Source organism: Campylobacter lari subsp. lari (assembly GCF_013372185.1).
Taxonomy (GTDB): Bacteria; Campylobacterota; Campylobacteria; order Campylobacterales; family Campylobacteraceae; genus Campylobacter_D; species Campylobacter_D lari.
Window position 1 is genome coordinate 570,152 of sequence record NZ_CP053830.1, and the last position, 24,610, is coordinate 594,761.

The 24,610-nt window shown below is 27.7% G+C and carries 39 protein-coding genes, 1 tRNA gene and 1 pseudogene; 18 read left to right on the forward strand and 23 right to left on the reverse strand.

Going from position 1 to position 24,610, the window contains the following annotated elements; translation table 11 throughout:
* The first annotated feature begins 81 nt into the window (after positions 1 to 81).
* Complete coding sequence (locus tag CLLT_RS02995; protein ID WP_070255058.1) at positions 82 to 840, forward strand: basic amino acid ABC transporter substrate-binding protein; 759 nt, start codon at positions 82 to 84, stop codon at positions 838 to 840.
* On the opposite strand, the gene CLLT_RS03000 is transcribed toward CLLT_RS02995, so the two are convergent.
* Positions 841 to 2,106 carry an aminotransferase class V-fold PLP-dependent enzyme gene (locus CLLT_RS03000; RefSeq protein WP_070255055.1) on the reverse strand — a complete coding sequence of 422 codons (1,266 nt, stop codon included), beginning with the start codon at positions 2,104 to 2,106 and terminating at the stop codon, positions 841 to 843. It lies immediately after the preceding gene.
* A gap of 99 nt (positions 2,107 to 2,205) precedes the next feature.
* Here CLLT_RS03000 and CLLT_RS03005 point away from each other — a divergent pair, with 99 nt between their 5' ends.
* The 4 genes from CLLT_RS03005 to CLLT_RS03020 all read left to right on the forward strand — a co-directional run bounded on the left by CLLT_RS03005 (position 2,206) and on the right by CLLT_RS03020 (position 5,547).
* Positions 2,206 to 3,015, forward strand: a complete 810-nt coding sequence (locus CLLT_RS03005; RefSeq protein ID WP_074692800.1) for a DUF234 domain-containing protein — start codon at positions 2,206 to 2,208, stop codon at positions 3,013 to 3,015.
* A 2-nt stretch (positions 3,016 to 3,017) separates the two neighbouring features.
* On the forward strand, positions 3,018 to 4,034 hold the full coding sequence (locus CLLT_RS03010; RefSeq protein WP_012661311.1) for a fla regulon two-component system sensor histidine kinase FlgS: 1,017 nt from the start codon (positions 3,018 to 3,020) through the stop codon (positions 4,032 to 4,034).
* Positions 4,035 to 4,076: 42 nt separating this feature from the next.
* Positions 4,077 to 4,153, forward strand: a tRNA-Arg gene (locus tag CLLT_RS03015).
* A gap of 182 nt (positions 4,154 to 4,335) precedes the next feature.
* Complete coding sequence (locus CLLT_RS03020; RefSeq protein WP_074692773.1) at positions 4,336 to 5,547, forward strand: tyrosine-type recombinase/integrase; 1,212 nt, start codon at positions 4,336 to 4,338, stop codon at positions 5,545 to 5,547.
* On the opposite strand, the gene CLLT_RS03025 is transcribed toward CLLT_RS03020, so the two are convergent.
* The 16 genes and pseudogenes from CLLT_RS03025 to CLLT_RS03100 form a co-directional block, all read right to left on the reverse strand.
* Positions 5,540 to 5,719, reverse strand: coding sequence for a helix-turn-helix domain-containing protein (locus CLLT_RS03025; protein WP_039625719.1), 180 nt, complete (start codon positions 5,717 to 5,719; stop codon positions 5,540 to 5,542). The two genes, CLLT_RS03020 and CLLT_RS03025, sit on opposite strands and share 8 nt — an antisense overlap.
* A 10-nt stretch (positions 5,720 to 5,729) precedes the next feature.
* Positions 5,730 to 6,389, reverse strand: a complete 660-nt coding sequence (locus tag CLLT_RS03030) for a pentapeptide repeat-containing protein (RefSeq protein ID WP_074692775.1) — start codon at positions 6,387 to 6,389, stop codon at positions 5,730 to 5,732.
* Between the two features lie 43 nt (positions 6,390 to 6,432).
* Positions 6,433 to 6,810, reverse strand: coding sequence for a YopX family protein (locus CLLT_RS03035; RefSeq protein ID WP_074692776.1), 378 nt, complete (start codon positions 6,808 to 6,810; stop codon positions 6,433 to 6,435).
* Positions 6,807 to 6,998 carry a hypothetical protein gene (locus CLLT_RS03040; RefSeq protein WP_052804601.1) on the reverse strand — a complete coding sequence of 64 codons (192 nt, stop codon included), beginning with the start codon at positions 6,996 to 6,998 and terminating at the stop codon, positions 6,807 to 6,809. The genes CLLT_RS03035 and CLLT_RS03040 overlap by 4 nt, the downstream gene beginning before the upstream one ends.
* A gap of 32 nt (positions 6,999 to 7,030) precedes the next feature.
* Complete coding sequence (locus tag CLLT_RS03045; protein ID WP_074692778.1) at positions 7,031 to 7,441, reverse strand: hypothetical protein; 411 nt, start codon at positions 7,439 to 7,441, stop codon at positions 7,031 to 7,033.
* Positions 7,428 to 7,922: a YopX family protein gene (locus tag CLLT_RS03050; protein WP_074692779.1), complete on the reverse strand. Its 495-nt coding sequence runs from the start codon at positions 7,920 to 7,922 to the stop codon at positions 7,428 to 7,430. The genes CLLT_RS03045 and CLLT_RS03050 overlap by 14 nt, the downstream gene beginning before the upstream one ends.
* A gap of 54 nt (positions 7,923 to 7,976) precedes the next feature.
* Positions 7,977 to 8,417, reverse strand: a complete 441-nt coding sequence (locus tag CLLT_RS03055) for a hypothetical protein (protein WP_074692781.1) — start codon at positions 8,415 to 8,417, stop codon at positions 7,977 to 7,979.
* 147 nt (positions 8,418 to 8,564) lie between these two features.
* Positions 8,565 to 8,795, reverse strand: a complete 231-nt coding sequence (locus CLLT_RS03060; RefSeq protein ID WP_074692783.1) for a hypothetical protein — start codon at positions 8,793 to 8,795, stop codon at positions 8,565 to 8,567.
* Positions 8,796 to 9,144: 349 nt separating this feature from the next.
* Positions 9,145 to 9,291, reverse strand: a pseudogene (locus tag CLLT_RS03065) (DNA-methyltransferase); the annotation flags it as partial.
* Positions 9,292 to 9,293: 2 nt separating this feature from the next.
* Positions 9,294 to 9,470, reverse strand: coding sequence for a hypothetical protein (locus CLLT_RS03070; RefSeq protein WP_159427738.1), 177 nt, complete (start codon positions 9,468 to 9,470; stop codon positions 9,294 to 9,296).
* An 11-nt stretch (positions 9,471 to 9,481) separates the two neighbouring features.
* Entirely contained in the window at positions 9,482 to 10,177 is a 696-nt protein-coding gene (locus tag CLLT_RS03075) for a hypothetical protein (RefSeq protein ID WP_074692787.1), read from the reverse strand.
* Positions 10,161 to 10,877: a hypothetical protein gene (locus CLLT_RS03080; RefSeq protein ID WP_074692789.1), complete on the reverse strand. Its 717-nt coding sequence runs from the start codon at positions 10,875 to 10,877 to the stop codon at positions 10,161 to 10,163. Before CLLT_RS03080 ends, CLLT_RS03075 begins: the two co-directional genes overlap by 17 nt.
* 1 nt (position 10,878) lies before the next feature.
* Entirely contained in the window at positions 10,879 to 11,739 is an 861-nt protein-coding gene (locus CLLT_RS03085) for a lambda exonuclease family protein (protein WP_074692790.1), read from the reverse strand.
* Positions 11,729 to 11,980: a hypothetical protein gene (locus tag CLLT_RS03090; RefSeq protein ID WP_074692792.1), complete on the reverse strand. Its 252-nt coding sequence runs from the start codon at positions 11,978 to 11,980 to the stop codon at positions 11,729 to 11,731. Before CLLT_RS03090 ends, CLLT_RS03085 begins: the two co-directional genes overlap by 11 nt.
* Complete coding sequence (locus CLLT_RS03095) at positions 11,980 to 12,183, reverse strand: hypothetical protein (RefSeq protein WP_039625728.1); 204 nt, start codon at positions 12,181 to 12,183, stop codon at positions 11,980 to 11,982. The genes CLLT_RS03090 and CLLT_RS03095 overlap by 1 nt, the downstream gene beginning before the upstream one ends.
* 604 nt (positions 12,184 to 12,787) lie before the next feature.
* Positions 12,788 to 13,063 (reverse strand): hypothetical protein, encoded by a 276-nt coding sequence (locus CLLT_RS03100; RefSeq protein ID WP_074692795.1) that lies wholly within the window; start codon positions 13,061 to 13,063, stop codon positions 12,788 to 12,790.
* A gap of 162 nt (positions 13,064 to 13,225) precedes the next feature.
* Here CLLT_RS03100 and CLLT_RS07910 point away from each other — a divergent pair, with 162 nt between their 5' ends.
* Positions 13,226 to 13,900 (forward strand): hypothetical protein, encoded by a 675-nt coding sequence (locus CLLT_RS07910; protein WP_234944985.1) that lies wholly within the window; start codon positions 13,226 to 13,228, stop codon positions 13,898 to 13,900.
* Between the two features lie 211 nt (positions 13,901 to 14,111).
* Here CLLT_RS07910 and CLLT_RS03110 read toward each other — a convergent pair whose 3' ends face one another.
* The 5 genes from CLLT_RS03110 to CLLT_RS03130 form a co-directional block, all read right to left on the reverse strand.
* Complete coding sequence (locus CLLT_RS03110) at positions 14,112 to 14,399, reverse strand: hypothetical protein (RefSeq protein WP_039625734.1); 288 nt, start codon at positions 14,397 to 14,399, stop codon at positions 14,112 to 14,114.
* Positions 14,390 to 14,905: a Panacea domain-containing protein gene (locus tag CLLT_RS03115; RefSeq protein WP_074692797.1), complete on the reverse strand. Its 516-nt coding sequence runs from the start codon at positions 14,903 to 14,905 to the stop codon at positions 14,390 to 14,392. The genes CLLT_RS03110 and CLLT_RS03115 overlap by 10 nt, the downstream gene beginning before the upstream one ends.
* Positions 14,906 to 15,197: 292 nt before the next feature.
* The gene (locus CLLT_RS03120; protein ID WP_074693037.1) at positions 15,198 to 15,962 is read right to left on the reverse strand and encodes a DUF1829 domain-containing protein; all 765 of its coding nucleotides are present in this window, start codon (positions 15,960 to 15,962) and stop codon (positions 15,198 to 15,200) included.
* Positions 15,956 to 16,459 (reverse strand): DUF6978 family protein, encoded by a 504-nt coding sequence (locus CLLT_RS03125; protein WP_074693035.1) that lies wholly within the window; start codon positions 16,457 to 16,459, stop codon positions 15,956 to 15,958. The genes CLLT_RS03120 and CLLT_RS03125 overlap by 7 nt, the downstream gene beginning before the upstream one ends.
* Positions 16,456 to 17,178 carry a S24 family peptidase gene (locus CLLT_RS03130; protein ID WP_081352050.1) on the reverse strand — a complete coding sequence of 241 codons (723 nt, stop codon included), beginning with the start codon at positions 17,176 to 17,178 and terminating at the stop codon, positions 16,456 to 16,458. The genes CLLT_RS03125 and CLLT_RS03130 overlap by 4 nt, the downstream gene beginning before the upstream one ends.
* Positions 17,179 to 17,290: 112 nt before the next feature.
* On the opposite strand from CLLT_RS03130, the gene CLLT_RS03135 reads away from it, so the two are divergent.
* Complete coding sequence (locus CLLT_RS03135) at positions 17,291 to 17,512, forward strand: hypothetical protein (RefSeq protein ID WP_039625743.1); 222 nt, start codon at positions 17,291 to 17,293, stop codon at positions 17,510 to 17,512.
* Entirely contained in the window at positions 17,509 to 17,679 is a 171-nt protein-coding gene (locus CLLT_RS03140) for a hypothetical protein (protein ID WP_159427740.1), read from the forward strand. Before CLLT_RS03135 ends, CLLT_RS03140 begins: the two co-directional genes overlap by 4 nt.
* Here the strand turns inward: CLLT_RS03140 and CLLT_RS03145 are convergent.
* Positions 17,676 to 17,843, reverse strand: coding sequence for a hypothetical protein (locus CLLT_RS03145; protein WP_159427739.1), 168 nt, complete (start codon positions 17,841 to 17,843; stop codon positions 17,676 to 17,678). The genes CLLT_RS03140 and CLLT_RS03145 overlap by 4 nt on opposite strands.
* Positions 17,844 to 18,019: 176 nt before the next feature.
* Here CLLT_RS03145 and CLLT_RS03150 point away from each other — a divergent pair, with 176 nt between their 5' ends.
* The 10 genes from CLLT_RS03150 to CLLT_RS03195 are packed head-to-tail and all read left to right on the forward strand — an operon-like array spanning position 18,020 to position 24,609.
* Positions 18,020 to 18,361 carry a hypothetical protein gene (locus tag CLLT_RS03150; protein WP_074693034.1) on the forward strand — a complete coding sequence of 114 codons (342 nt, stop codon included), beginning with the start codon at positions 18,020 to 18,022 and terminating at the stop codon, positions 18,359 to 18,361.
* On the forward strand, positions 18,342 to 19,331 hold the full coding sequence (locus CLLT_RS03155; RefSeq protein WP_074693032.1) for a hypothetical protein: 990 nt from the start codon (positions 18,342 to 18,344) through the stop codon (positions 19,329 to 19,331). Before CLLT_RS03150 ends, CLLT_RS03155 begins: the two co-directional genes overlap by 20 nt.
* A 7-nt stretch (positions 19,332 to 19,338) precedes the next feature.
* Positions 19,339 to 20,004, forward strand: a complete 666-nt coding sequence (locus CLLT_RS03160; protein ID WP_074693030.1) for a hypothetical protein — start codon at positions 19,339 to 19,341, stop codon at positions 20,002 to 20,004.
* Positions 20,001 to 20,375 carry a RusA family crossover junction endodeoxyribonuclease gene (locus CLLT_RS03165; protein WP_074693029.1) on the forward strand — a complete coding sequence of 125 codons (375 nt, stop codon included), beginning with the start codon at positions 20,001 to 20,003 and terminating at the stop codon, positions 20,373 to 20,375. Before CLLT_RS03160 ends, CLLT_RS03165 begins: the two co-directional genes overlap by 4 nt.
* Positions 20,376 to 20,753, forward strand: a complete 378-nt coding sequence (locus CLLT_RS03170) for a terminase small subunit (protein WP_074693027.1) — start codon at positions 20,376 to 20,378, stop codon at positions 20,751 to 20,753.
* Positions 20,744 to 22,036 (forward strand): terminase large subunit domain-containing protein, encoded by a 1,293-nt coding sequence (locus CLLT_RS03175; protein WP_074693026.1) that lies wholly within the window; start codon positions 20,744 to 20,746, stop codon positions 22,034 to 22,036. Before CLLT_RS03170 ends, CLLT_RS03175 begins: the two co-directional genes overlap by 10 nt.
* Entirely contained in the window at positions 22,026 to 22,289 is a 264-nt protein-coding gene (locus tag CLLT_RS03180; RefSeq protein ID WP_039625751.1) for a hypothetical protein, read from the forward strand. Before CLLT_RS03175 ends, CLLT_RS03180 begins: the two co-directional genes overlap by 11 nt.
* Positions 22,279 to 23,775 (forward strand): portal protein, encoded by a 1,497-nt coding sequence (locus tag CLLT_RS03185; RefSeq protein ID WP_047208151.1) that lies wholly within the window; start codon positions 22,279 to 22,281, stop codon positions 23,773 to 23,775. Before CLLT_RS03180 ends, CLLT_RS03185 begins: the two co-directional genes overlap by 11 nt.
* Positions 23,772 to 23,978, forward strand: coding sequence for a hypothetical protein (locus CLLT_RS03190; protein ID WP_047208152.1), 207 nt, complete (start codon positions 23,772 to 23,774; stop codon positions 23,976 to 23,978). The genes CLLT_RS03185 and CLLT_RS03190 overlap by 4 nt, the downstream gene beginning before the upstream one ends.
* The gene (locus tag CLLT_RS03195) at positions 23,968 to 24,609 is read left to right on the forward strand and encodes a hypothetical protein (protein WP_234944989.1); all 642 of its coding nucleotides are present in this window, start codon (positions 23,968 to 23,970) and stop codon (positions 24,607 to 24,609) included. The genes CLLT_RS03190 and CLLT_RS03195 overlap by 11 nt, the downstream gene beginning before the upstream one ends.
* Position 24,610: the final 1 nt, after the last annotated feature.

The following is a 24,610-nucleotide window of genomic DNA, read 5'->3' on the forward strand; positions in this document are numbered from 1 at the left end:
GGCGGATATGAAGAAATACAGGCGTTTAAACACATTATAATCATTTATCAATTTTATTTTAATTTTTAACAAAGGAAAGAAATGAAAAAAATATTATATGTTGTTTTAGCGTTATTTGGTATATTGGCTTTAGGTGCTTGCTCAAGCGATAAAAATCAAGCTAGTGCTTCTAGTGAAAAAGTTTATAAAGTAGGTATAGCTGCAAATTATCCTCCTTTTGATTTTATTAAAGATGCAAAAATTACCGGATTTGATGTTGATTTGCTAGAAGAGATTGCAAAAAGAGAAAATTTAAAACTTGAGTGGGTAAACATGAGTTTTGATGGTTTGATCCCTGCTTTAAAAGCTGGAAAGATTGATATGATAGCTTCTGCTATGAGTTCAACACCACAAAGACTCACTAGTATGGATTTTAGTGATACTTATTTTAATACTAAAAATTTATACTTAAAACTAAAAACAGATTCTAGTATTAGTGATAAACAAAGTTTGGAAGGTAAAAAAATAGGTGTTCAGCTTGGAACCATCCAAGAAAGTGCTGCTAAGGCTATTCCAAATGCTCAAGTGGTGGCTAGCGAAGAAATGTTAGCTGCAATTTTGGCTTTAAAAGCTGGTAAAGTTGATGCTGTTTTAACAGATAAGGATATTGGTAAAGGTTATTTAAAAACTAATGAAGAGCTAGAAGCATTTTTAGAAGAAAATGATGGAAGTTCAGGGTTTTGCATAGCTTTTGATAAAGGAAAACAAATTGAGCTTGTTCAAAAAATTAATGCAGGTTTAGAAAAAGTTAAAGCCGATGGTACTTACCAAAAAATCGTAGAAAAATACGATTTACAATAATCAACTTAAAGCCTTGATACTTGCTTTCAAGGCTTTAAAAAAATACTCTATATCTTCTTTTGTATGTGTATAATGAAAACCCACTCTTAGCCAACCTGGTTTGAAATTTAATTTTTGATTATCTTTTAAATTTAGCAAATCATGTCCATAAGGTCCTGCGCAAGCACAACCTGCTCTTGTTTCTATCTTATAAGTTTTGCTTAGTTTATAAGCTAAATCAAAAGGAGAAATTCCTTCTATGTTAAAAGCAAAAATAGGTAATCTATGAGTGATATTTTTTGCATATAAGATCATTTTTGGAAAATTTATGCATTGTTTTAAAAAATATTCACAAAGCTCTTTTTCTTTTTTTTCTATATTTTTTAAGCCTATTTCATTGCGTACTTTAAAAGCTAAACTTGCTCTAATAAGTTGAATAATTCCAGGTGTGCCACCTTCTTCTAAATTTTCAACTTCGCATAAGTATTGTTGGGAAGTTCTTGAAACATAGCCTACAGTTCCACCTGCAGCAAAACTAGGAGTATTACCACATAGATTTTTTTTAATAACAAGTAAACCACAAGATCCTACACCACCAAGTAATTTATGAGAACTAATAAATACTGCATCATAAAATTTAGGATCCAAGTTAGCATAAGGAGCTAAGGTGGAAACATCAAAGGCAACTATGCCATTATATTGTTTGATCAGAGTGTAGATTTTTTTATAATCACTTAAAATTCCTGTGACATTTGAAGCTGCGTTAAAACTTGCGATGATTTGTCTATTTTTAGATTTTTTTAATAATTTTTCCAAAAAAGCATAATCTAACTCGCCTTTTTTATCTAAGGGTATGCGAACGCATTCACACAAAGCTTCTCTAAATGAAAGCTCGTTAGAGTGGTGTTCATAGGGTCCTACTATAACTAAAGGCAAGGTGTTTTTATCTGTATTTTTAAAGTATTTTTCTTTAATAAGCGGGGGTATATATAAACCTAAAAGCTCTTGAAATTTTTTAATAGCAGCTGAAGATCCACTCCCACAAGCTATAAGAGCAAAACTATCATCTAAATCAAGATATTCTTTTAAATTTTTTCTTGCATCTTCGTAATATTTTTGTGTCAAAAAAGAATTTATAGAGCTATCTGAGTGAGTGTTAGCATAAGTTTTTAAAATTTTATTAATTTCTTTTTCCACGCTTTTTAAGGCTAAAGCACTAGCTGTAAAGTCAAAATAATATATGCCTTTTTTTAAAATAATATCTTGTTTTAATGTTTCAATATTCAAAAAAATCCCCCAAAAATTTGTTAAAATTATATCATACAAAATATTTAAAATAAGGATGTGGTTATAAATTTTAGTGATTTTTCAAAACGCTGTGAAGCTTTGGAGCTTAAAAATATTTTTGATTTTTATAGTATTTTTGATGAATTTGAATTTGATTTGAAATTAAGTTTATATGATAATATTTTAAATGTTTTTGTTTTAAAAGCTTTTGATATTTTATCTTATTTAAATTTAGATGATAATGCTTTGAAGGCTTTGAGTGTTCTAAGTAAAAATGATAGAAAACGCTATTCTATTAATAAATCCATTCCGCATTTTCAAGCTCTAGGACTTGTTAATAAACTTTTAGAAAAAAATATTTTGATTTTGGAAAAAAGTCAAGAAAAACCTATTGTAAAAAATAAAAGACAAAAGATTAAAAAAGAATTACGCTCATATAACATTCAAGATAAGGTTGTTTTTAAAAATCAAGGATTGAGATTTTTCTTTTATTTTATATATCCTAATTTAAACTTAATTGAGATGAAAAGATATAACGAGCTAATGGAAATAATCCAAGAAAATTTAGAAAAATATCAAAGCTTTACTTTTGAGCTTTTGTGCAAGGAATTTTTAGCTAAAAAGCTTAAGGTAGAGCAGGTGTATAGTTTTTGGAATTATTATTGTGAGATAGATCTTTATTATAAAAAAGAAAATTTTTGTGTTTTAGGTGAGGCTAAATTTAAAGATAGAAAAATTTGCAAAAATGTCTTAAATATTTTAAAAAATAAAGCAAAAATACTAAATTTAAAACCAAATTTATATGTGCTTTTTTCTAAAAATGGTTTTAGTAAAGAACTTGTTGAAAACAAAGAGTATAATGTGCTTTTATATACCTTAGATGATTTTGATTTTTTAATTAAAGGGTGAAAATGGATGAAAAAATTTTAAAAAGTTTAGACTCTAGTGAAAAGGAAGATTTTCAAAAAGGATTAAAATTTTTAATAGAGCAAACCTTTGTAGTGGAAAATGCTTATAATCAACTCAATGAAAACTACACAGCTTTGATGCAAACAATGAATGAAATTATTGAAGTTTTACCAATGGCTTTGTGGGTTTTAGATACTAATAAAAAAATCACACTTCAAAATAATTTAGCCAATCAACAACCAAAACTTTTAGAAAAAATTGATCTTGAAAAATCTCACTATGAGCTTGAATTTGATCATAAGTTTTATCTTATAAAAGTTACATCTCATGCTGATAAACTTATAGTAAGTGCAACTGATATTAGCGATGAAAAAAGAAATGAAAGGCTTGCTAGTATGGGTACGGTAGCAGCACACCTAGCACATGAAATACGCAATCCTATTGGTTCTATTTCTTTATTGAGTTCAACTTTATTTGAAAGAAGTGAGTTAAAAAATAAACATATAGTTTTAGAAATTCAAAAGGCTATTTCTAGGGTGGAGCGCATAGTAAATTCTACTTTGCTTTTTACAAAAGGGGTGCATGTTAATTTAAATGAGTTTGATTTAAAAGAATTACAAGATGAATGTGAACAAGCTATTGGGGCTTATAATTATCTAGCTAATATTGATTTCACATTTGAATTTTTAGATTTAAAAATCAATGCAGATAAATCTTTACTTGCTTTAGTCTTGCAAAATTTACTTTATAATGCCATAGATGCTATTGAAGAAAGTGAAAATGATGATGGTTGTATAAAAGTTAAATGTGAACAAAAGGAAGATAGAGTTTTTATTAAAGTTTATGATAATGGAGTAAGTATCAAAGATAAAAAAATGGTTTTTGAGGCTTTTAAAACAACCAAGTTAAAAGGCAATGGTTTAGGGCTTTCTTTATCAAAACAAATTATTGATGCGCATAATGGAGTTTTAGGTTTTGATGAAAATCCAAAATGTTTTTTTATAGAGCTTAAAATTTAAGCTCTATAAAATAAATTTTTTCTTAAAATAATAAAAATATTTGTCCTCATAGCTCAGCTGGATAGAGCGCAGAATTCCTAATTCTGAGGCCGCAAGTTCAAACCTTGCTGGGGACACCATTATTATTTAAATATATTTCTTACATTTCTTTAAACATCTATTTTTAGGTATTTGTAGTATTTTATTTATTTCTTTTGTTTCATTTATTTGATATAATTTCAATACCCATTTTATACCCAGCGTTATTTTTTATAGGTATTGGGTATATTTTTGGTATTTTTTGGGTATAAAAAGGCGAAAAATGGCACTCTCTCAAAGTGATATAGAAGCATTAGAAATAAAGGAAAAACAATACTTAGTTCCGCTCGGTGAGCCAAAAGAGCTTTATTTAAAAATTCATCCTACAGGTAGAAAAGTTTTTCAACTTAGAGAACAAAAATTAAAAAAATATATAACCATAGGAGAGTTTAGAAAAGGATTGTTAAGTCTTGCAGAAGCTAGAAAGGAAGCGATTAAGATTTTGCAACAATTAAGAAGCGGGGATTTTATTGATAATAAGAATAAAAAATTTACATTAAATATGGCAAATGATCACTATATGGAAACTATAGGAAAAAAACTTTCATATTTTACTATAAAAAAGGAGCAGGGGACTTTTGTAAAATACATACAGCCTATGCTAGGAGGAAAGCCTATTAATTTGCTAGAAAAGAAAGACTTTCTTCCTATTTATGATCATATGAATTCAAAAAATATTTATTCAACTTTAAATAAAAGTATTGCTTTTATTTGCAGAATTTTAGAACTTGCAAGACAAAGAGGAGAATTAAAAACTAGCATTATTACAGATTTGAAGGATTTACAAAAGTACTATAGATTAATCAATGATGATTGCAATGTGAAGCATTTTAAAGCTTTAGTAGAAGAAAAAGAAGTTAAGTTTATGCTCGAATGTATGAAAGAATACAGACAAAGAGCTAGGGTTAATGTGAATATTATAAATGCAATTTATTTTACGCTTTTGACAGCGCAAAGAAGTAAAAACATACGATTTGCTAAATGGAGTGAGATAGATTTTGATAATAATCTTTGGGTTATACAAGCTGAAGATATGAAGGTAAAAAGCAATGGTGAAAATATTATCCCATTGAATGAATATGCATTAAAAATATTACAAATGCAAAAGATGTTTAATGTAAACAAAGAATATGTGTTTTTTAATTTTGATAAATGCATTAGCGATAACTTTGCAAGCAAGTTTTTCAAAATGTATGATTTGAAACATACAATACATGGATTTAGAAGTACTTTTAGGAGTATATGTACAGAAAAAAGCAACGAGCTTATAAAACTTGGCATAGGCAAAGATATCGCTGAGATGATATTGCACCATGTAAATGGAAGTGAAGTTGAAAGAGCTTATAATAGAAGTAAGGCCATTGATTTAAGAAAACAGCTTATGAATTGGTATGGCGAATACTTAAATTCTTTGTGTCCATTTGATTTTAAATGATAACTTTTTTAGATTTAAACCAATGATCTAGTTCTGTTTTTTTGTACCTGATTGTTTTAACATCAATCTTGTAGTGTGGCATGCCATTGCTTCTTGCTCTAAATTGTTGTAAAGGGTTTAATCCATACATTTGCTCTACTTGCTTTGGTGTTAAAAATTCTATATTTGACATGGAGTTTCCTTTAAATATTGTATTTTATATTGATGATTTTAAACAAAATGTCTTTGTATGCATTCCATACTTGCGTATAATCTTCACGACCATCGTTTAATTCTTCATTTTTTACATTTTTCCACCATGATATGCTTTCTTGTTTACAACCTATGGCTATATCTTGAGAATTAAAGGATATGGAAAATTTTTCTACTTGTAATGAGCATATGTTTTCCATATCTCCTATGGTATTTGAAATTAAAGTATTTTTAAAAAATGGATTTGTAATTCTTGTTTTTAAGAAATTGTTTTCTCTTAAATCAGCCCCGCTAAAATCACAATCTATAAATCTAGCAGAATTTGAAAAAATGTTTTGTAGCGAGCAATTTTTAAAATTAGTTTCATTTGCAATTACATCTTGCATATAAGCGTTTTTTAAAACAGCATTTGTAAAAACAGCATTTGATATAATGCTTGATTCAAAATCGCAATATTGTAAAATGGCATTAGTGAAATCAGCCCCGATTAGATCTAAACTATTAAAATCTATGCCTGCTAAATTTTGCTCTTTAAAATTAGCATTTTTTAAAGATATTTTTTGCTTTCTGCAAAAATCAAGTAATTCACTCAAACTAAATTCAGTTTTTTCTATAATAATATTTCCATTTTTGTCATAAATTGTAGCCATTTTATTTCCTCTTGTTTTAGAATTAATATTGTTTTTTGTGGGTTTAGATGTGGTTTTCGTGGATATTACCGATGATTTCAATGGTATATGCTTCATCTTCAACTAAATAAATTAAAGAACCCATATAGTCTCCATTTTTTCCCTCAAGATAAAAAGTTCCTTCTTTATGAATGCTAATTTTTGCTATAAAGCAATCATATGGACTTTTCATTCTAACAATATCATTCTCATATACTTTCTTACCATTCCTATCTATGATTCTAGTCCATAGCTCTATTTCTACATCTTTACCAATAAATTCTGATAACATATTCTTAGCGTGTTCTCCAAGTGTATATTTTGATTGACACTTACAATCTTTATTACCACAATCTTTATGATTTTCATCCCAAATCCTAAAATCAAAATCTTTTAATTTCATTGTTTCTCCTTAATTCTTTTTTCTAAAAGCTCAATTTTTTTAATATTTAATTCCAAGATTTTAATACTTAATTCTAATGTTTTTTTGTTTTGTTCTAAAAGCTCAACTTGTGCTTTTTGATATTTATAGTTAAAAAACATCAGAATGAAAAATAATACAAAAAGTAAAACTGAGATGATATTTAACATTTTATAACCTGCAACTTTAATTTTTATTTTAATTATTTATCATTAACTTTAAGCTTTAAAACTCTTTTACAGTCTTTTATTAAATCTTTTAATGCCCTTCTTGTATTTGGTATTTCTCTTGATAACTCAAAATATAAATCATCAACAATTCTTTTTACATTTCCGCAGTAAAAATCATAATCTCCTTCAAAAATGGTAACTTTAGTATTATGTTCAAGGTCACCAAGTGAAAACAAATTGAAACGAGCTTCAATATGAAAATTTCCTAAATCAAAAATTAAATCAAAAGTAAGATTTTTAATATCAACCCTTAAAAGATTATCTCTATCTGCGTTAGGAATACTTGCGTTAAATCTTTCATCTTTTAAAATCGCCTCCATAACTTGTTTTCTAAGTGGTTCTACTTTTGCTTGTGCTTCTTGCCAAGAATTATAATCTAACATTTAATAACTCCTTGTTTTCATGGATATTACCAATAATAGACATTTCTTCTATTGTATTGTTTTTATCATTCATAAAATGTTCAAAAAACCAACCGAATTCTCCGTTAAGTAATTTGGAATAAAGCCCTCCATTTGTATCAAAACAAACAACTTCATAAATAGTTTCTGAATGTTCGGCATCTTCCATATATTGTTCGCACCATCTAGTATACTCAAGTATATCACCTTCATAAATCTTATTTCCGTTTTTGTCATAAAGCCCTGTAAAAAGTTCTATTTCATAATCATCTTCAGTGTAGTTTTTATTTATTAAGGGCATACTATCATATGGTGAAAACTCTACTGCTAGTATTTTGTTTTCTCTTGCATTATATTCAAGACTACTATCACTTGCTATGGATATTATATTACCACAAGTTTTCTCGACATAAAAATTAGATTTTTTATTCCAAACCCTAAAATCAAAATCCTGTAGTTTCATTACTTATCCTTTAAGCTGTGTTATTTTTTTAAAGTTAACTTTTTTATTAGTCCTTTATTGGTTTTGCAAGCTTAAGTTTAAAAATTCTCTAGTAAATATAAAAATTCTTCTCCTTACAATGTTTTCTAAAAATTCATATGAGACACAATTAGGTATATTTACATACATTTTCATAGGTAAGAAAGATCTAGACATATCAAATATAATAGCATTCTTAGCTTTATTTTCTAAAGCTTTTGTGCTATCAGACATATCTTTATTAAGTGTTATAGAGAATATAACTTCACTATTATTCATATAAACATTATAACTGCTAGAAATATCATTAAATCTACCCCTCATTAAATCTATAATCACATCTTTGTTTGTATTAATATATGATTTAATTTCCTTAATGGCTAAATTTTTCTTTAAAATCTTTCTTGTGGAACTTACTTTACCATCTACATAATAAATACTACACTCTTCATCTTTTATTAAATCTTGTATCTTCATTTACAAACCTTTTTTAATTATTTAAACCCTAATCATGCCATTTACATCAATACTTTGATTAGTATTAAAATTTTCTAATTCTTTCCCATACAAAGCATAAGCTACTGCATAACTAATTTTAATTTGTATCATTTTTTTTAACCTTTTCTATAATTTATGAAATTGTGTAAAATTGATATTTTCTATATTGAATTTTTCTTTTATATGATTAACTACATATCTATGCGTAATATTTGGGTCAGATGTTTCCCAAAAATATCTTTTGTCTGTAGCTATACAGCTTCCTTTAATTCTTTCTCCATCGTTTATCGTTGCCTCGTAAGCGCAAAAATAATGAGTTTGAATTTTTAAAAAGTTAAGTATTTTTTCTGTATTCATATTAATCCTTAGTAACCAAATAAACAACCCAAGCTATTAAGGCTATTATTGATAATAAAAATATTGTTGAATGTATATAAAGCAAAGTAATCATATTAGTCCTTGTTCTATTTTTTAAATTTAAAAATCCTTTTACATTTTTTAAGATTATCTTTTGAGAAAATTTCAAGAATAAATAATCCTATGATAATCACACAAATCCCAAGAAATGCAAAAGTTAAAGCTAATATTGAGATGATAATATTAAAAGCTTTTGAGAGGGCATTTAAAGCAGATCTTATTGTTTTTGTAATCATAGCTTGCAACCCTCATAATCAGCTTTGTACCATTTGATAAAATTTAATTCCATATCACCACCTATATACCACTCAGGACCGCTCGCATAAGCATTATTTCCAAGATTATAAGGTATATCAGCTATTACAAGCTGTGCTTTTGGTATATGATACCTTTTGTGGTTTTGAAAGTGATCATTAAATAATTTAGGTGTATGCATTTTCAACCTTTCAATAATTCTTTTGCTTTTATCAAGAGTTTTTTTAAGTCATCTAAGTTAGATCTTAATTCATCCTCATCACACTCTTCCATGTAGTCAATCAACTCTAAGCATTCTTTGTTAATTAAAGCCAAAGCTCTTGCGTGTTCTATGGCTGTGTTAATTTTTTCTTTTAACATTTTTACTTACTTTAAAATGGAAGCTCACCATCATCTTCTAAAGTGGCATCTAAAGTATGAATTTGTTGAGGTTTTTGATTAAAATTTTGTGCATATGGATTAAATGAAATGCTTTGAGCTTGAAACTCATTTTGCTCTTGTGGTAATTTTTTGTGTCTGGCTTTAAAGTTTTTATATGCAACTGGCTCTTTTTGGTTTTTAAATTCATCAAGACTTTGTAGTTTTGAGTTAAAAATTCTACTAAGTACTATTTTATTTTCAACTTGATTGTTTTTATTTAAAAACTCTTCTGTGTCAAAGCCTAAAAGCAAAGTTTTATTTGTTAACTCATCAAGACTTGTAGCTTCTGTTTCTTTTCCGTAGATATTTGCTTTTGTTTTTTTACTAAGATCAAGTTCTTCTATGCCTAAAAATAGCATTATTGCGTTAAGTTGTCTAAAACCTAAGTAGCTTTCCTTTTCGCCTTTTGAAGTTGTGTATGTAAAATCTCCATTCTTTGCAATAAATAAATTAAAATCAGCTAATTTATTGTGTTTTTGGCATACAAATTCACATTTTACAAAAGTATTTGTATGGCCTGTGTTGCCGATAGTATCATATAAGAATATTTTTCTAAAATAGCCACTATATAAACCACCTTCGTTTAAATATTCAAGTAGTGGCTGATAATTTGCCACTTCATAATTTGCTTTAAATGTTGGTATCATTTTTTAGTCCTTGTTTAAGTTCGAATATTTTATTTTTATCATCTAACAATTCTTTTATTTTCTCTCTTGTAAAGATATTGTTGTTTTTGATAAATGCATTTTGTTCTTCTTTATTTAAACCCATATCCTCTAAGGTTTTTCTTAGTTCAAGCCCAAGTTTTTTTAGCTCATTTGCTTCATCTTTTATTAGCGTTGCTTTAGTATTGTTATAGTCTTTGATAGTATCTAATTCGCTCTCATCTAACATTCCAAGACCGCAAATACTTAAAGTAACGCGCCTTTTAGCTTTAGTTATGGCTTTCATTAGAGCATTTGCTAGGTTGTCTCCACCTAAATTTTTAATATTTAAAGCTCCTGTGTCGCAATCTGTTCTACCATCTGGGGTGCTAGCATAAACTGTGACCATATAAATATCTCCTATTTGATTAGCTTCTGTTTTAGTGATAGATACTTTATGGATTTGTCTTAACTGATCTGTTGCTGTTTTTGTTGCATAAAGAGTTAATTTGCCATTAAGTTCAATGTACTCAAAAGGCTTAGTTAGCATATTGATGCCTAAGCTATCGCAAATACTTTTTACATAAGAAGTTCTTTCTTCATCACTTAATTTTGATAAATCTCCTTTAACTAGTGCTAATTCATATGGATTAAAGTTAAAATTATTTTTTTGTGTTTTTTCAGCTACTACTAATTCACTCATTTTATGCTCCTTTTTTGATTTTTAAACACATTGAGATACTTTGTTTTATATATTCTTTTGGGATTTCTAATTTAGTAAAATCTAAAAAGCCTTTATAATCAATCGTTGTTCTATTTTGCGGATAAACACTAATATCCAAGCATTTAACTTTCTCACCATTTGCTAGCTCTATAAATTCTTTTTTAAGAGCTTCTAGTTTTTCTTTTATAGGCTTCATTGTGCTTTCAAGTCTAATTATTTCTAAGGCTAATTCTTTTGCATGAGCATCATCAAGTTCTTTGTAGTCGCTTTTTTGATTAACGAGATAATCTTTTATAAACTCATCTATTTTTCTAAGCATAAAATCTTGATATTCCTTATCGCTTTTAACCACACAATAAGTCAAATCATCATTCTCATTTAAGACTGCAAAAACACATTTTTCAAAACCACCTACAAAAAGTTGAAATTGAACTTGAGCGTAGTATTTTGGGCTAGGTTTTTTAAATTTTAACACTTGCTCGTATTCTTCGTTGTTTGTTGAGTATTTAAACTCGTATATTGTTTTTTCATCATCTATACCATCTAAAGAAGCCATAAAAAGCTCATTTTCTAAGCTTTGAATAACAATAGGAGTTATATCTTTTCCTATTATAAATTCCATTTTTGCTCTGATTAATTCCTCATACTCTCTACCTTTTTGCATGGCTTTATTGGTATATGGTTCAAAAAGTCCTTGTATAAGTTCTTTTGCCTTTTCTTTGCTTAAAAAAGCACCTTTTTCACCAATGCAAGAAGCGACTATACTAGCTGTGATTTTTCCTTTTCTAAACTCAAGCCATTCTTTAGAGCCTTGTTCTAATTTTATGATTTTATATTTCATTTGTTTTCTCCTTTAGTGTTTTTATTTTTTTAATTGCTAATTCTTCAGCGTTATCCATAGCTATAAGCCCTAACTCATCAAGTATTTTTATTTTAAAAGAGTAAAGCTTTCTAAGCTCTTTTTCTTTTTCTTCTAAAGCTAATAAGCTTTGATTGATTGCCTTGTTTTTAAGTCTTATGTGGTTTTGGGCTTTGAAAAGCTTTATTTTTAAATCATCATCTTTTTTGAAAAATAACAACATCAAAGCTCCTTTGTTAATAAGCTTAATAGTTTAATGTTTTCAACTTCTATAGCCATTCTTAAGTTATTTTCACTTTTAAATAAGTCTTTAGCTTCTTTTAGTTTTTCTTCTAATAAAACTATTTTCTTTTTATATTCGCTGACTTCATTTGCATAATCATCAAAACGAACATATGCCTTTTTGTTTATTACTTCTGCTCTCATTGATATTCCTTTCAAAATCTTTATACTCAAAAGAGCGCAAAGCAAAAAGGAAAAAATATGTCTTATTGTTTATAATTAAGGAGTAATCGCAATGAAAAAAAACTTAATGAATGTGATGTAAAATCAAAACAAAAATCTTTGCGCTCATTTGAGTATAAAAAGGGGTTTAAGAAAGCCGAAAGCCACGCTCTCTTTCGGTTATTGTGTTATAATTGTATTAAGCTTAGACTAAGCGTGGATATATATAATATGCTCTAAGGATTTTAGATGAGATAATTAACGAGCTTAATTATCTCTTTTATTAATTCTAAAATAAGAATTATAAAATCAATTATCTTGCTCACCAATAACCCCCTTTCTAAAAAACCGAAAGAGTAGCCATACTTAATACAATTGTTATTGTACAAAATTATTTCTTAACCCTTAAGTTTTCTGTCATTTTTAAAGTGCAAGAAAACATAAAATAGCACTATAAACATTTATACTAAGCCAAGTTTTTGGATAACTTGCTAACCCTTCTGCTATAAGAACTATCAACGCGATAGCAAAGCTTAATTTCCAAGCAGTCAAAAGCTTAATCAAGTCTTTTTAATAAAAGACTTTGTTAAACTTTAATAGCATTTAAAGTTTTTTGCGTTTGCTTTACTTTGGATATTAAATCCCAAATCTCAAACTCAACATTTTCTTTGTAAGTTTCTAAAGAAGTTGAAAACTCCCAATCTTCCATTTTGCACTCAAGATCTGTTATAAAATCTTCTATCAAATCTTTAAGATAAAAAAGATTTTTGCTACTCATACTCTCATCATGCATAAGCTCTTTAGCTAGAGTATCAGCTTCTCTTTCTCTTTTTTCTAAATCAAGGTAGCAACTATCTAACATTTTAAATCCTTTTTTGTTTCTTAGGTTTCATTTGTTTCGATGAAGAAAGAATATAATAAATATACTTAAAATTAAATTAAAAAGAATATATATTTTATACTTTTTAAAAATATGTTTATGATATAATTTTGAGTATAAAATAAAGGCAAAAAAAGGGTTTTGATGAGATTACTGATAAAAAGTTTTTTGGCAATAATATTATTTTCTTTAGTAGATTATTATGTTACGAATATTAAATATTCAGAGCCTTGGCTATATACTATTATCCCTTATATAATTGTTTATTTTTTATGTTTCGGCTTATTTTATATAGCTAAAAGAATTTATTATGGCAAGGATAAATGTAAAAATTTTGTTTTTAATTCTATTATTCCTGTGTTTGTATTATCTATTATTTTAAAAATGCTTTTGATGGTTTCTTTAAGAGTTTTAGTTGCTAATAATTATGATAATGCTGATATATATACTTATGTTATTTCCACAATATTAGGTATTTATGCATATGTGATTGTGTTAACTTTACTCGCAAGATTAATATTTAAAGGGTTTGTTGTAAATTACCCTATAAAAAATAATTTTTTAACAAGACTTTTAAAAGTTTTGCACATAGCTTGTTTAGTTGCTGATTTGACAATTATTGGAGCTTTTTTTGGAATTCCTATATTTCTAGCATTGTGGATTTTTCAGTATATTTTTGCAAATGAAAAAAATCCATTTTTTGTATTTAGAAAATACAATCCTAAGTCATATCAAGAAGAAGAAATTATAAATGTTGAGGTGGAAGATGAAAAACCAAAAAAATCCTTAAAAACATTTTTAGAGAATTGGAAAGATTAAAAATGAAATTGAAAAACGCAATAAAAACAAAACGAATATTTTAAAAGAAAAATTAGCAGAATATGAGAAAAGGTTTGGAAAGATAGAATAATATTCGTGGATAATCATTAAACAAGCAAAAAAATACTATGGCTTAGCTTGTGATGGCGGTTATCAACTTGGCTGTGATGGATATAAAAGGTTGATGGGGTATTGAGAGAATAGTTTGGTGTTAATAGAAAGTAGAATTAAATTTTTTCCAATGATCTCTTAAGATAATAAAAACACTTTTACAGAAATCTTTTTGTTTTTCATTGTCTGTTAAACCAATACAAATAAAGTAGTCTTGCTCTATATTATTTAAAGCTTTAAAACACTTATCTTTTTCAAAAACACTACTATCTCCTAGATGAGATAAGTATTTAAGTAATTCGTTTTTGTGTTCAAGTAAAATTTCTATATCTATATCAGTCATATTAGAAAGAAGAATTAAGAAATATCTAAAATTAATTAAGGCCATAATTCATTAATTTCCATATCATTTTTTTGTAATTCTTTTAGTCTTAATGCTTCTTTTTTATTTTCTTCCTTAAAAAAAGTAGCTATTGTATCTTGTGTAATTTCATTTCCAAGACTTGCAACATAAGAACTTTTCCAAGGATATTCTTCGTGGGTTTTTTCTCTAAGCTCCCAAGCCCCCATAGAACCGTATTTGTCAAAAATAAGAACTAAAAGTTCATGGGCATCTTTATTGTCAGCAATACAATCTGTATCAAAATCTTCAAGTTCATCAAAAGAGATAGAATTTGATCCATATTTTTTAAATTGCTCATACACTGCTTTAACCACTGGTCCATGCGGCCACGCTTCTATTCTATCATCAAAGAGTGGTTTTTCAAATATGGCAAGCATATACCCTTGTGCATAATAAAGCATTTTTTGTATTTTTAAATTTGATAGCGTGTCACCAGCTTCTTTACTTCTTGCTAAGAATAAAAAGTATTTTGCAACATCTAATGCTTTCATAGTTTTTACCTTATTTTAAGATATAAAATATATTATCTTATATTATCTTATATTATCTTATATTATCTTATATTATCTTATATTATCTTATATTATCTTATATTATCTTATATTATCTTATATTATAGTTTAAACTAAAAAATCGTTTAAGACTGATGATTATTGCTAGTTAAAACATCACAATTGAACTTATATCTTTTTATACTTAAATTATCGACTTCATAATTTGGAACTTTATAACATTCTTTAAAATTATTACCTTTTTTATAAATACTATTCTTAATATTAATATTTAAGCCACTAAATAATCTATATATTCTTTTCTTTTGCTCCAAAGAAATGCTTTTACATTATGCTCTTTTGAAGCATTGACTAAAGCGTCCATATTTCTACCTTCCTTATTGTTAAAAATAATAATATTATCAGCATTAGCTTTTCTTTCTTGAGGTAAATCCATAAAAGAGAATAATGTTGCCTTTAAATTATCATTCTTTGGATTATTAATTATTTTTATAAGTCTTTCTTTTTGCTGCGAAGATTTTGTAATTAAAAAATCAAATTTATGATTTAAATGACTTTTTCCGTCCAAACTAATATTTTCTGTATATCTAATAAAATTTTCTTCAAAAAAATTTTTTACATCATCAAAAAAGAAGCTTTGTATTTTGCCTTGAGCTAACACAAACATATCATTAACACTTATAAGTGCTTGTATGAGATTATGTTGTTTTTTTGCAAAATCACTTTCATTTGCGCGAGTAAATAAAATATCATTGTTTTTTTGAATATTGAAGCCATTAAGAATTATTTCTAATTCTTTTAATCTTTTTTGAGAATTAAAATCAAAACCGCTTAATGATAAATTTCTTAAGGTTTCTCCACCATCGCTTAACTCTATCAAATCATCTTTTTTTTCTATATAAAATAAAATATTATCATTGCTTTTATCTAAAAATGGTGTTGTAACTTCATATATGCTATTTTCTATTTTGGATACATCAAAGCTGTTTTTAACATAAGAAAAATAAGAATTCATAAGATTTTCTATATTTAACAAAATAAATCACCTTTTGCAAATTTTATATTTATTATATTACAAAATTGACAAAAATCATAACTTTGATTTAAAAAATCTTCATTTGGTTTGATATTAAATTCATTTAAAGGGAAAGCCCATTTATCTGCATAATTTTCCATAAAAATATGGATATGATTTTCGTTTCTAAATCTAAATTCGCTATATTTTTCCATAAGTTCTGATAATCTTTTATCGCTTGGAATTTTATTTGGATTAAATTCTGGATTTGTATGAGAAGAATAAAAATCAATTCTTGCTATTACATTAATTGCATTGTAGCGGTATTGGTTTGTTTTTCTTTGGAATTGTACGCTAGATCTTGAAATATCAAGTATAAAATTCTCTTTATGATATTTATCATCATTGCATTGTAATTCTATTTTTAAAGATTTAGAATTTTCAAGACTTGGCAATATATAAGTTTGTTGTATTTTTGGATATTTTTTAATGCATAATAGTTCTTTAACATTTATCATCTTACAAACTCAATAAAATTTTTAAAGGTTTCAACTGTCATTTTTGATACAACCACCCCTATAATTTCACACTGTGCAAAATCGCTAATTTTAACTTCTTTATAGTCTTTGTTTTCAGATACTAAATAAATAAAATCGCAAAAAGCTTCTTTTTTAATTTTTTTGCAATATAGATCTTCGCCTTGTCTAAAAATAACTATATCAGCACTCGATATAGTACCAAGAGTATTTTTGCTTCTATCAATAACAACAAAATCTCCATGTGTTAAAAGTGGCTCCATGCTATCGCCATTTATTTTTATAATATCGTAGCTTTTTTTTATAGGAATGTCTAAAATCTCTTTTAGAAAACTTCCATCAACACAAATACTAGTATAATTTATATCTTGTGCTAAAACTCCATATCCAGCTGAAGCAGAAATATCAGGATAGTATTTAAGTTCGATTTGATTGTAGTTTTTAAATATATCTTGTGTGATGATTTCATCAAATGGTATGTTAAGTTCATCACAGATCACTTTAATTACTCCCATAGGTGGCTCTGTTCTACCATTTTTCACAAACCACTTTTTTATTCCAGGCTCTGTATATTCTATGCCGTGTTTATATAAAATTTCTATTAAGTTTTGATATGTTATTTTTTTTTCTCTATTTCTTAAATAAAATTGAAATTTATCTTTATTAAACAAATAATCTATGGTTTTATCTTTTCTTGCCAAACTATCTCCTTTTTTTGGTATAAAAATTATACACTTTTATCTATGCAATTATCGTTCCTTATATCTATTCTTTTTAATTTTCATATAAGAATATTTATTCTATACTTTAACTATGAAAAAAATTGATTTTATGAAATTTACTAATTTAATGAAACAACATTATTCATTGGTAAGTATTAAAAAAATTAGAACTAATAAAACACGCCCTTCTTTTAAAAAACAAATAGAGTTTAAAAGGCTATATGGAATTCCGCATGAGTTTTGGGTAGATGTGCGTTCTAATCTTACAAATATACCAAAAAGAGGAAGAAAACCAAAAAAGGAGTGTGAGTGAAAGAGCAAAACAAAAGAATTGAAGATATTTCTATGGATTTAAAAGAAATACTTTTAATCATGAGAAAGCATAACTTAGGCGACCAAGCTAAGATTTTAAAAATGCTGAATGCTTTTTATGAAAATAGCATTGAAATTAAACCGATTGTGGTTGCTGGTAGCATTTAATTGTCATATTTTATGGTTTCAAAAATGGTGTTGTATATGTTTGATAATTCTTTTGCCAAATCTTGTGGTTGTTTATTGGTATATCCATCATCTTGTGTAACATCAAGAGGGAGATACTCTAATAGTTTTTTAGTTAATTCTAAAACAATTTCATTTTTTGTCATGATTAGATCCTTTATAAAGTATTTCTTAGCTTGGCAAAAGAATTTTAACAAAATTAAGGATGTTTTATGAGTGTGATTAACTACTTGCTTTCAGGTCTTAGCATAGGATTTTTAATCGGAGTTTTTATTTATTCTTTGTCTCATTTTTTACATCAAAAGTTCGGAGGTAAAGGCAAGTGACTTTTGTTTTCGCACAAATGCCATCTTTTCTTAAAAAATCGCATTTTGGAGCTTGTTCTATTCCATCTTTATATACCAAAGTGATGGGTATTTTAACTCTTAAAATAGCGTTGCATGTGCTTTGGAATGTGGTTATTTGCGTTTTGTTTTGCGCTTTTGTAAAAAAACGCCCAAGTAAAAAACCTATGATAAGCCCATATATAAAAATGGCTTGTTTTTCACCTAGTATCTGCACTAAAGAGTTAAGTAGATCTATTTTAGGCCTTTTTGTGTTTGATTTTATCATATTAAAAATGAGAAATAAATTAAGGAAAAATGATGAGTATACCGCATTTTAAAGCTAGTTTAGAGGTGGCTTTAGGAGCTAAAAAGCCACTTAGAGCTAGAAGAGGTTTTGCAAAAGTAGCTAATACGATTTTTTATGGTGGCTTAAGTATGGATGCTTTGGCACTTTATTTACAGCTTAAGAGAATGAGTGAAAAAACTTTAGTAAGTGAAATTTACTTAAGAGAACTTATTTTAATCAAAAAAGATACAAGAATAAGCTTGCAAAGACTTAGGGTAGCAAAGAGAGAATTAATAGATTTTGATTTATTGCAAATAGATAAAGTAAGAAAAGGTTCTTTAAACTTTTTTGAATGGATTTTATTTGATGAAAATAAAAACATTATTAAGCATTTTAATAAAACTGAGTATAAGCTTAAACTAGAAGATAAAAACCTAAGCAAAGTCGCTGAAAATAACACTTTATCAATCGACACAAAAATGACTATTGAAAAAGAAAAAAATGAAAATTCCCTATATATAGAAACACGCACGCACGCGTATAAAGAAAATAATATAAATATAAATAATAATAAATTTATAAATTTAGAAAATTTAGAAAATAAAGAGAATACAAATAAAAATAATAACGCTACGCGAACTTTTTTTGTTGTTGATTTTGGAGCTTTAAAAACACAGGAGTTTAGCATGGGTAAATTTAAAAAACCTAGTGTAGATGATCTAATGGAGCAGATTAATACCTTTAATCAAAAGCACAATACTTGCTTTGATGAGAGTTTGGCTGAAGATTTTATAGAGTATTGGGATGTTAGGCAGTGGAAGAGAGGCAACAAAAAAATGGCTTCTGTTGCTGGTAGCTTACATACTTGGCTCAAATATGCAAAGGAAAATGCATTAAGAAAAAATGCTTTTAAAGTTAGAAAAAAAGAGGCTGAAGCTTGTGTGGTGAGCTCTTTGATGGATTATTATGGATTTGAAGATAGTCAAGAACAAAAATGTATTGATGTAGTAAGTATTAGTTGAGGGTGAAATGAAAGAAAAAGTTAAAATTTTAATGAATTTGTTAGAGCTTAATGAAGCTCAAGCGGTGGATATAGTTGGTAGATATTTAAAAGATGTCAAAGATATACATGTTTTTTTAGATTATTATTTTGAGACATGTATGAGTGAAAAAATCATCGGTTCTACTTATGAAAAACTTAGAATTGTTTGCAAGATAGCACAACTTGAGTTTAAAGAACGATTTGAGAATAAAGAAAGTTTTTTAAAATGGCTTTTTAGAAATTACAAGTCAAGAGCTTTTTTTAGATTATATAAAAATGATTTCACATATGAATATTTTGCTTATGATAGTTTCAAAAATAAAGTAAAACTTGAAAATAGCTCAAATGATTGTTTAATATGTATAAATGGCTTTAAAGAATTAACATATCACGATGGGTCTTTGGTAGAAGATGGGTATTTTAAAGAGGCACTTATAGACTTCATGTTTAAAAACCAGCATAGAGTTGGTAAAGATTTGAGCTTGGACATTCAAAAGATAGAATTAAAAACAGAACTTTGCCATCAAAAAACAAAAGAAGAAGAAAAAATATTGCACTTGCAAAATTTGGAAAAGTTTTCTCAAAAACTAAAAGAAAAAACCAACACCAATTTTAATTATTTAAGCAAAAATAAAGAAAAGGTGAAGCGATGAATTATTCTTTAAAATTAGAGCTTAAAAATAACCCTGTACCTTATAAAAGAACAACTCAAAGGGCTAAGTTTGTTTGCAAGGATTATCTTAAGTATTTAGATTTTAAAAAACTCTTGCAAATTGAGTTTAGAAAGCAAAATGGAATAAGCCCTAATCAAGCTTTTGACTCTAAAAAGCAATACGAGTTTTCTTTAAAAATAGGCTTTAATAATAAAAAGCATGGCGATGCAGATAATATCGTAAAAGCCGTATTGGATGCGCTGTTTGAAAATGATAAGAACGTGTTAAAAGGGAAATATGAAATTGTTGCTTTTAAAAAGGCTTTTTTGGAAATTGATATTAAAGAATATGAGTTTAAAGAGGTTTTATAAATGGGCGGTCGAGTTTTAACAAAAGAAGAATTAGAACAAAAAATAGAAGAGTTTTTTAATATTAAAAAAGTAATCAAAGAAACAAAAAACGAGCTTGTTTATGCTCCAAAAACTATCGAAAGTCTAGCGGTGTTTTTGGGTATTACGACAAAAACTCTTAGTGTTTGGGAAAAAGATGCAGATTTTGGAGAATTGGTTCAAATGGCTAAACAAAGATGTGCTAGCTCTATAATAGAGCATTCTTTAATAGGAACTTATACTCCTAGTGTGAGTATGTTTTTACTTAAAAATAACCATGGCTATGTAGATAAACAAGAAGTGGTTAGTGATAGTGTTCAAAAAATAGAAATCATAAGAAGTGAAGTTAAATGCAATTAAAACTTGATTTTTCTTACACTCCGGCACAACTTAAAGTTTTTGATGATAAAAATCCACGCTTCATAACTGTAGCAAAAGGGAGAAGATTGGGTTTTACAAGAGGAAGTGCAAAATATGTAATAGAAAATCTTTTAATGGGGTTAAATGTTCTTTGGGTTGACACGGTTCAAAGCAACTTACAAAATTATTTCGAGCTTTACTTTATGCCTGAGCTAAAAAAACTCCCAAAAGAATTTTATTCTTGGAGCGTTCAAGATAAAAAACTCATTTTAAATAATGCTGTGCTTCATATGAGAAGTGCTGAAAGACCTGAAAATATAGAAGGCTTTGGCTATGATTTGGTAATTTTAAACGAAGCAGGAATTATCTTAAAAGGCTCTAAAGGGGAGTATCTTTGGTATAACGCCATACGCCCTATGTTGCTTGATAATCCTAAATCAAGAGCGATTATAGGTGGAGTTCCTAAAGGAAAAAATCTTTTTTATGAGCTTTGTAAAAAAGAATTAAGTGATGAAAATTGGAAACATTTTCAGTTCTCAAGTTATGATAATCCTTTTTTGAGTAAAGATCAAATCAAAGAGCTAATCGAAGAAGTAGGCGGAGAAGATAGCGAAGTAGTTAAACAAGAAATTTATGGAGACTTTATAGATAACTCTAGTGCAGAACTTTTTGCTTTAAGTGATATTGAAAAAAGTATGAATGTTATTAGTTTTGATATGCAAAAAATGCAAGGAGACAATATATGGGGACTTGATGTAGCAAGATATGGAGATGATAAGAGTGTTTTGGTCAAAAGAAAAGGTTTTGTTGTAGATGAGATTAAAAAATATAGTGGGCTTAGTATTAGTGCTTTAGCAAATGTTGTTTTAGCAGAATTTAATAAAGACAAGGAAAAGCCACGAGGTATTTTTATAGATACTTGTGGGCTTGGAGTTGGTGTATATGATATATTGAGTGATTATGGCTTGCCTGTATTTGATGCCAATTCTGCAAATTCTGCAACTAGCAATGAATACTTAAACAAAAGAGCGCAAATGTATTTTACTTTGGCTAAAAACATAAAACATATGCAAATTATCAAAGATGATGAGCTAAAAAAAGATTTACGCATGATTGAATATGAGTATTCTGACAAGGGGCTTTTAAAGATAAAGGCAAAAGAACAGATAAAAAAAGATTACGGAAAAAGCCCTGATACTAGTGATGCTTTAGCTTTAACTTTCTTTGAAAAATTGCACCCAAAAAACAATACTAGTGAAGATTGGAGTTATGATGGCTGGTGAGTTTTTAATGGTATATGAGAATATAGATCCGCTTAAGATTAAAGAGTTAGCTAAGAAAGAAGATGATGTTATAAAAATAATTTTGGCTAAGTGGATATTAGATCTTTTTGGGGGTTTTAGAAATATTTCTAAAAAGCAATACAAAAGAGAAATGGTGAAAATTTTAAAAGAAAAAGGTGTGAGTGATGATGATATTGCTAAGCTAACAAAGCTTAGTAAAGTTACCATATGGAGAATTAATAATGAGAAATAAAGAAGAAAAAATTACATATTTAGTAAAACTTATAAGTGAAAGTAAAAATGCTTATGAAAAATACAAGCCTTATTTTTCTGCCTTGCAAGATGCATATTTATTAAAAAATGAAAAAAAAGAAATTTATGAAAAAAGAAACAAATCTTGCATCTTTATACCAAAGATTAATGCAAAAATTAAATATTTAATAACTGCTTTAAATGATGTGTATTTTAACAGTGAGAGAATGGCAGATATTGAAAGTTATATTAATTCAGATGAGCAAATTATAGCTATGTGGCAAAGAGCTTTAGATTTTTATACAGGAGAAATTAATTTATTTAAGCTCTTTCAACCTTTATTTTTAGATGTTTTAACAACAGGAACATCTATAGCAAAAGTAACTTGGCACAAGGGTATGCCTCGTATTGAAAGAGTTGGTATAGATGAGGTTTATTTTGATCCAAATGCTTTAAATAATGATGATATTAGTTTTATCGTAAATGAGATTTATCTTTCACACGCACAAATTAAGCAAAGGCAAAAATTAGGATTTTATCAAAAGACAAATATAGATGTGCATTTTGACAAAAATGAAGAGTTTAAAAAGGTTAAGTTATATGATATTTATGTGAAAAAAGATGATGATAAATGGGTTGTTTCAACACTTTTAGAAGAGGAATTGCTACGCGATGATGTGGTTTTAGAAGATGGACAGCCTTTTGTTTGGGGGTCAATGCTTCCACAATTAAAAACAATAGACAATGAAGAATATGTGTGTGCTTATGGCGAGCCTGTTATGTCAAGCGCATTGTCTTTACAAAAGGAAATAAATATTACAAGAAATCTTTTAATAGATGCAATGAGAAGTGCATTAAACCCAAAAATAATACTTCAAAAATCTGCCGGAGTTTCAAGAGAAGACTTAGAGACTGTTGGTAAGCCAATATATCTTACAGAGCCTTCAAGTGTTGGTTTTTTACCAACACCGAATATAAGTAGCTCGGGAGTTAATTTAGAACTCTTAGAGAGTGAAATCACAGAGGTTACGGGTGTTAGCCCACAAAATAACGGCGCGCAAACTGCACAAAATGAAACTGCTACTGAAATTAGCATAAAAGCACAAGAAGGTGGTCGAAGAAGTGCTGATTATATTAGATCATATAATGAGACTTTTGTAGAGCCTTTGTTTGATAGATTTGCAAAACTAGTATTTAAGTATGGAAATGATGAATTTTTTAATGGGTTTACAAGAGAGGATATACCTAGTTTTAGATTTAATATACAAACAGGTACTGGAGCTATGAATAAAGAAGTTAGAAGGGCAGGACTTCAAGCAAGTATGCAAGTATTTTCACAACTTTATCAAATGTATATGAGTATAGGTGATATGCAAAGTGCATATGGAATTGTTAAAGCTAATGAAGAGTTAGTTAAAGAACTTTTGCCTATTTTGGGGATAAAAAATGTCAATTCTTTATTTGCTTTCAACAAGGGTATGCAATGAAGATTTTATTGGATTTAAATTTTGATATACAACAAACAAAAGGAGGTAAGAGGCTAGTTGATTTTATAGATAAAAAATACCAAGAATGTTTTGCAATGGCAAAAAACCAACAACAAACAGCAGAGTATAGGCTAAAAGCTTTAGAGCAAATGGCTTTTTTAGACACGATAATAAATTTACTAAAGGAAGAAGATGATGAATGAACAAATGAATGAAAATGATGCTTTAAATGAACTTTTAAACTCACTTAATGACAATGAAGAAACCATTCAAAACAAAGAGGAAGGACAAGAAGTAGAGCAAGTAGAACAAGATGAACAAAATAATCAAGATTTATCTAAACTTTTAAAAGAGCAAGCAAATGAAATTAAAACCTTAAAAGAAAGCTTAGCACTACTTAATAATAAAAATAAGCCAAGTAAAGAAGAAGAAGAAAGGAAAGAGTATTTAAAGCAATTAGGGCTTGATGGAATTGATGAAAGGCTCAAAAAGCTAGATGAATTAGAAGCAAAAGCTAAGCAAAAAGATGAGGAAGAAAGCTTGCGTGCTAAATACATGGAGATTGAAAGAACAATTAGAAAAGAGTATCCAAATGCTGATTTGAAAACTATGGGAGAATTAGCAAACAAACTTGGTGGATTAGCAAGTGGAGATTTACAAAGCTGGAGAACACTTTTGGCTATGGTTTATAAAAAAGATACTGGTAAAAAGGCAGATGAGAGCTTACCTAGATCAAATTACGCAGGTGGTGAGAGTGATTTTAACTCAAAAATAAAAAAAGGTGATGATATTTCTAATATTGATTTAGGAAAAGAATTATTATCTTTAGCATAAA

Coding starts and splice junctions, on each gene's coding strand:
- CLLT_RS02995 (WP_070255058.1), top strand. CDS start 82: ATGAAAAAAATATTATATGTTGTTTTAGCGTTATTTGGTATATTGGCT.
- CLLT_RS03010 (WP_012661311.1), top strand. CDS start 3,018: ATGGATGAAAAAATTTTAAAAAGTTTAGACTCTAGTGAAAAGGAAGAT.
- CLLT_RS03020 (WP_074692773.1), top strand. CDS start 4,336: ATGGCACTCTCTCAAAGTGATATAGAAGCATTAGAAATAAAGGAAAAA.
- CLLT_RS03025 (WP_039625719.1), bottom strand. CDS start 5,719: ATGTCAAATATAGAATTTTTAACACCAAAGCAAGTAGAGCAAATGTAT.
- CLLT_RS03030 (WP_074692775.1), bottom strand. CDS start 6,389: ATGGCTACAATTTATGACAAAAATGGAAATATTATTATAGAAAAAACT.
- CLLT_RS03035 (WP_074692776.1), bottom strand. CDS start 6,810: ATGAAATTAAAAGATTTTGATTTTAGGATTTGGGATGAAAATCATAAA.
- CLLT_RS03040 (WP_052804601.1), bottom strand. CDS start 6,998: ATGTTAAATATCATCTCAGTTTTACTTTTTGTATTATTTTTCATTCTG.
- CLLT_RS03045 (WP_074692778.1), bottom strand. CDS start 7,441: ATGTTAGATTATAATTCTTGGCAAGAAGCACAAGCAAAAGTAGAACCA.
- CLLT_RS03050 (WP_074692779.1), bottom strand. CDS start 7,922: ATGAAACTACAGGATTTTGATTTTAGGGTTTGGAATAAAAAATCTAAT.
- CLLT_RS03055 (WP_074692781.1), bottom strand. CDS start 8,417: ATGAAGATACAAGATTTAATAAAAGATGAAGAGTGTAGTATTTATTAT.
- CLLT_RS03060 (WP_074692783.1), bottom strand. CDS start 8,795: ATGAATACAGAAAAAATACTTAACTTTTTAAAAATTCAAACTCATTAT.
- CLLT_RS03070 (WP_159427738.1), bottom strand. CDS start 9,470: ATGTTAAAAGAAAAAATTAACACAGCCATAGAACACGCAAGAGCTTTG.
- CLLT_RS03075 (WP_074692787.1), bottom strand. CDS start 10,177: ATGATACCAACATTTAAAGCAAATTATGAAGTGGCAAATTATCAGCCA.
- CLLT_RS03080 (WP_074692789.1), bottom strand. CDS start 10,877: ATGAGTGAATTAGTAGTAGCTGAAAAAACACAAAAAAATAATTTTAAC.
- CLLT_RS03085 (WP_074692790.1), bottom strand. CDS start 11,739: ATGAAATATAAAATCATAAAATTAGAACAAGGCTCTAAAGAATGGCTT.
- CLLT_RS03090 (WP_074692792.1), bottom strand. CDS start 11,980: ATGTTGTTATTTTTCAAAAAAGATGATGATTTAAAAATAAAGCTTTTC.
- CLLT_RS03095 (WP_039625728.1), bottom strand. CDS start 12,183: ATGAGAGCAGAAGTAATAAACAAAAAGGCATATGTTCGTTTTGATGAT.
- CLLT_RS03100 (WP_074692795.1), bottom strand. CDS start 13,063: ATGTTAGATAGTTGCTACCTTGATTTAGAAAAAAGAGAAAGAGAAGCT.
- CLLT_RS07910 (WP_234944985.1), top strand. CDS start 13,226: ATGAGATTACTGATAAAAAGTTTTTTGGCAATAATATTATTTTCTTTA.
- CLLT_RS03110 (WP_039625734.1), bottom strand. CDS start 14,399: ATGGCCTTAATTAATTTTAGATATTTCTTAATTCTTCTTTCTAATATG.
- CLLT_RS03115 (WP_074692797.1), bottom strand. CDS start 14,905: ATGAAAGCATTAGATGTTGCAAAATACTTTTTATTCTTAGCAAGAAGT.
- CLLT_RS03125 (WP_074693035.1), bottom strand. CDS start 16,459: ATGATAAATGTTAAAGAACTATTATGCATTAAAAAATATCCAAAAATA.
- CLLT_RS03135 (WP_039625743.1), top strand. CDS start 17,291: ATGAAAAAAATTGATTTTATGAAATTTACTAATTTAATGAAACAACAT.
- CLLT_RS03145 (WP_159427739.1), bottom strand. CDS start 17,843: ATGACAAAAAATGAAATTGTTTTAGAATTAACTAAAAAACTATTAGAG.
- CLLT_RS03155 (WP_074693032.1), top strand. CDS start 18,342: ATGAGTATACCGCATTTTAAAGCTAGTTTAGAGGTGGCTTTAGGAGCT.
- CLLT_RS03160 (WP_074693030.1), top strand. CDS start 19,339: ATGAAAGAAAAAGTTAAAATTTTAATGAATTTGTTAGAGCTTAATGAA.
- CLLT_RS03165 (WP_074693029.1), top strand. CDS start 20,001: ATGAATTATTCTTTAAAATTAGAGCTTAAAAATAACCCTGTACCTTAT.
- CLLT_RS03170 (WP_074693027.1), top strand. CDS start 20,376: ATGGGCGGTCGAGTTTTAACAAAAGAAGAATTAGAACAAAAAATAGAA.
- CLLT_RS03175 (WP_074693026.1), top strand. CDS start 20,744: ATGCAATTAAAACTTGATTTTTCTTACACTCCGGCACAACTTAAAGTT.
- CLLT_RS03180 (WP_039625751.1), top strand. CDS start 22,026: ATGGCTGGTGAGTTTTTAATGGTATATGAGAATATAGATCCGCTTAAG.
- CLLT_RS03185 (WP_047208151.1), top strand. CDS start 22,279: ATGAGAAATAAAGAAGAAAAAATTACATATTTAGTAAAACTTATAAGT.
- CLLT_RS03190 (WP_047208152.1), top strand. CDS start 23,772: ATGAAGATTTTATTGGATTTAAATTTTGATATACAACAAACAAAAGGA.
- CLLT_RS03195 (WP_234944989.1), top strand. CDS start 23,968: ATGATGAATGAACAAATGAATGAAAATGATGCTTTAAATGAACTTTTA.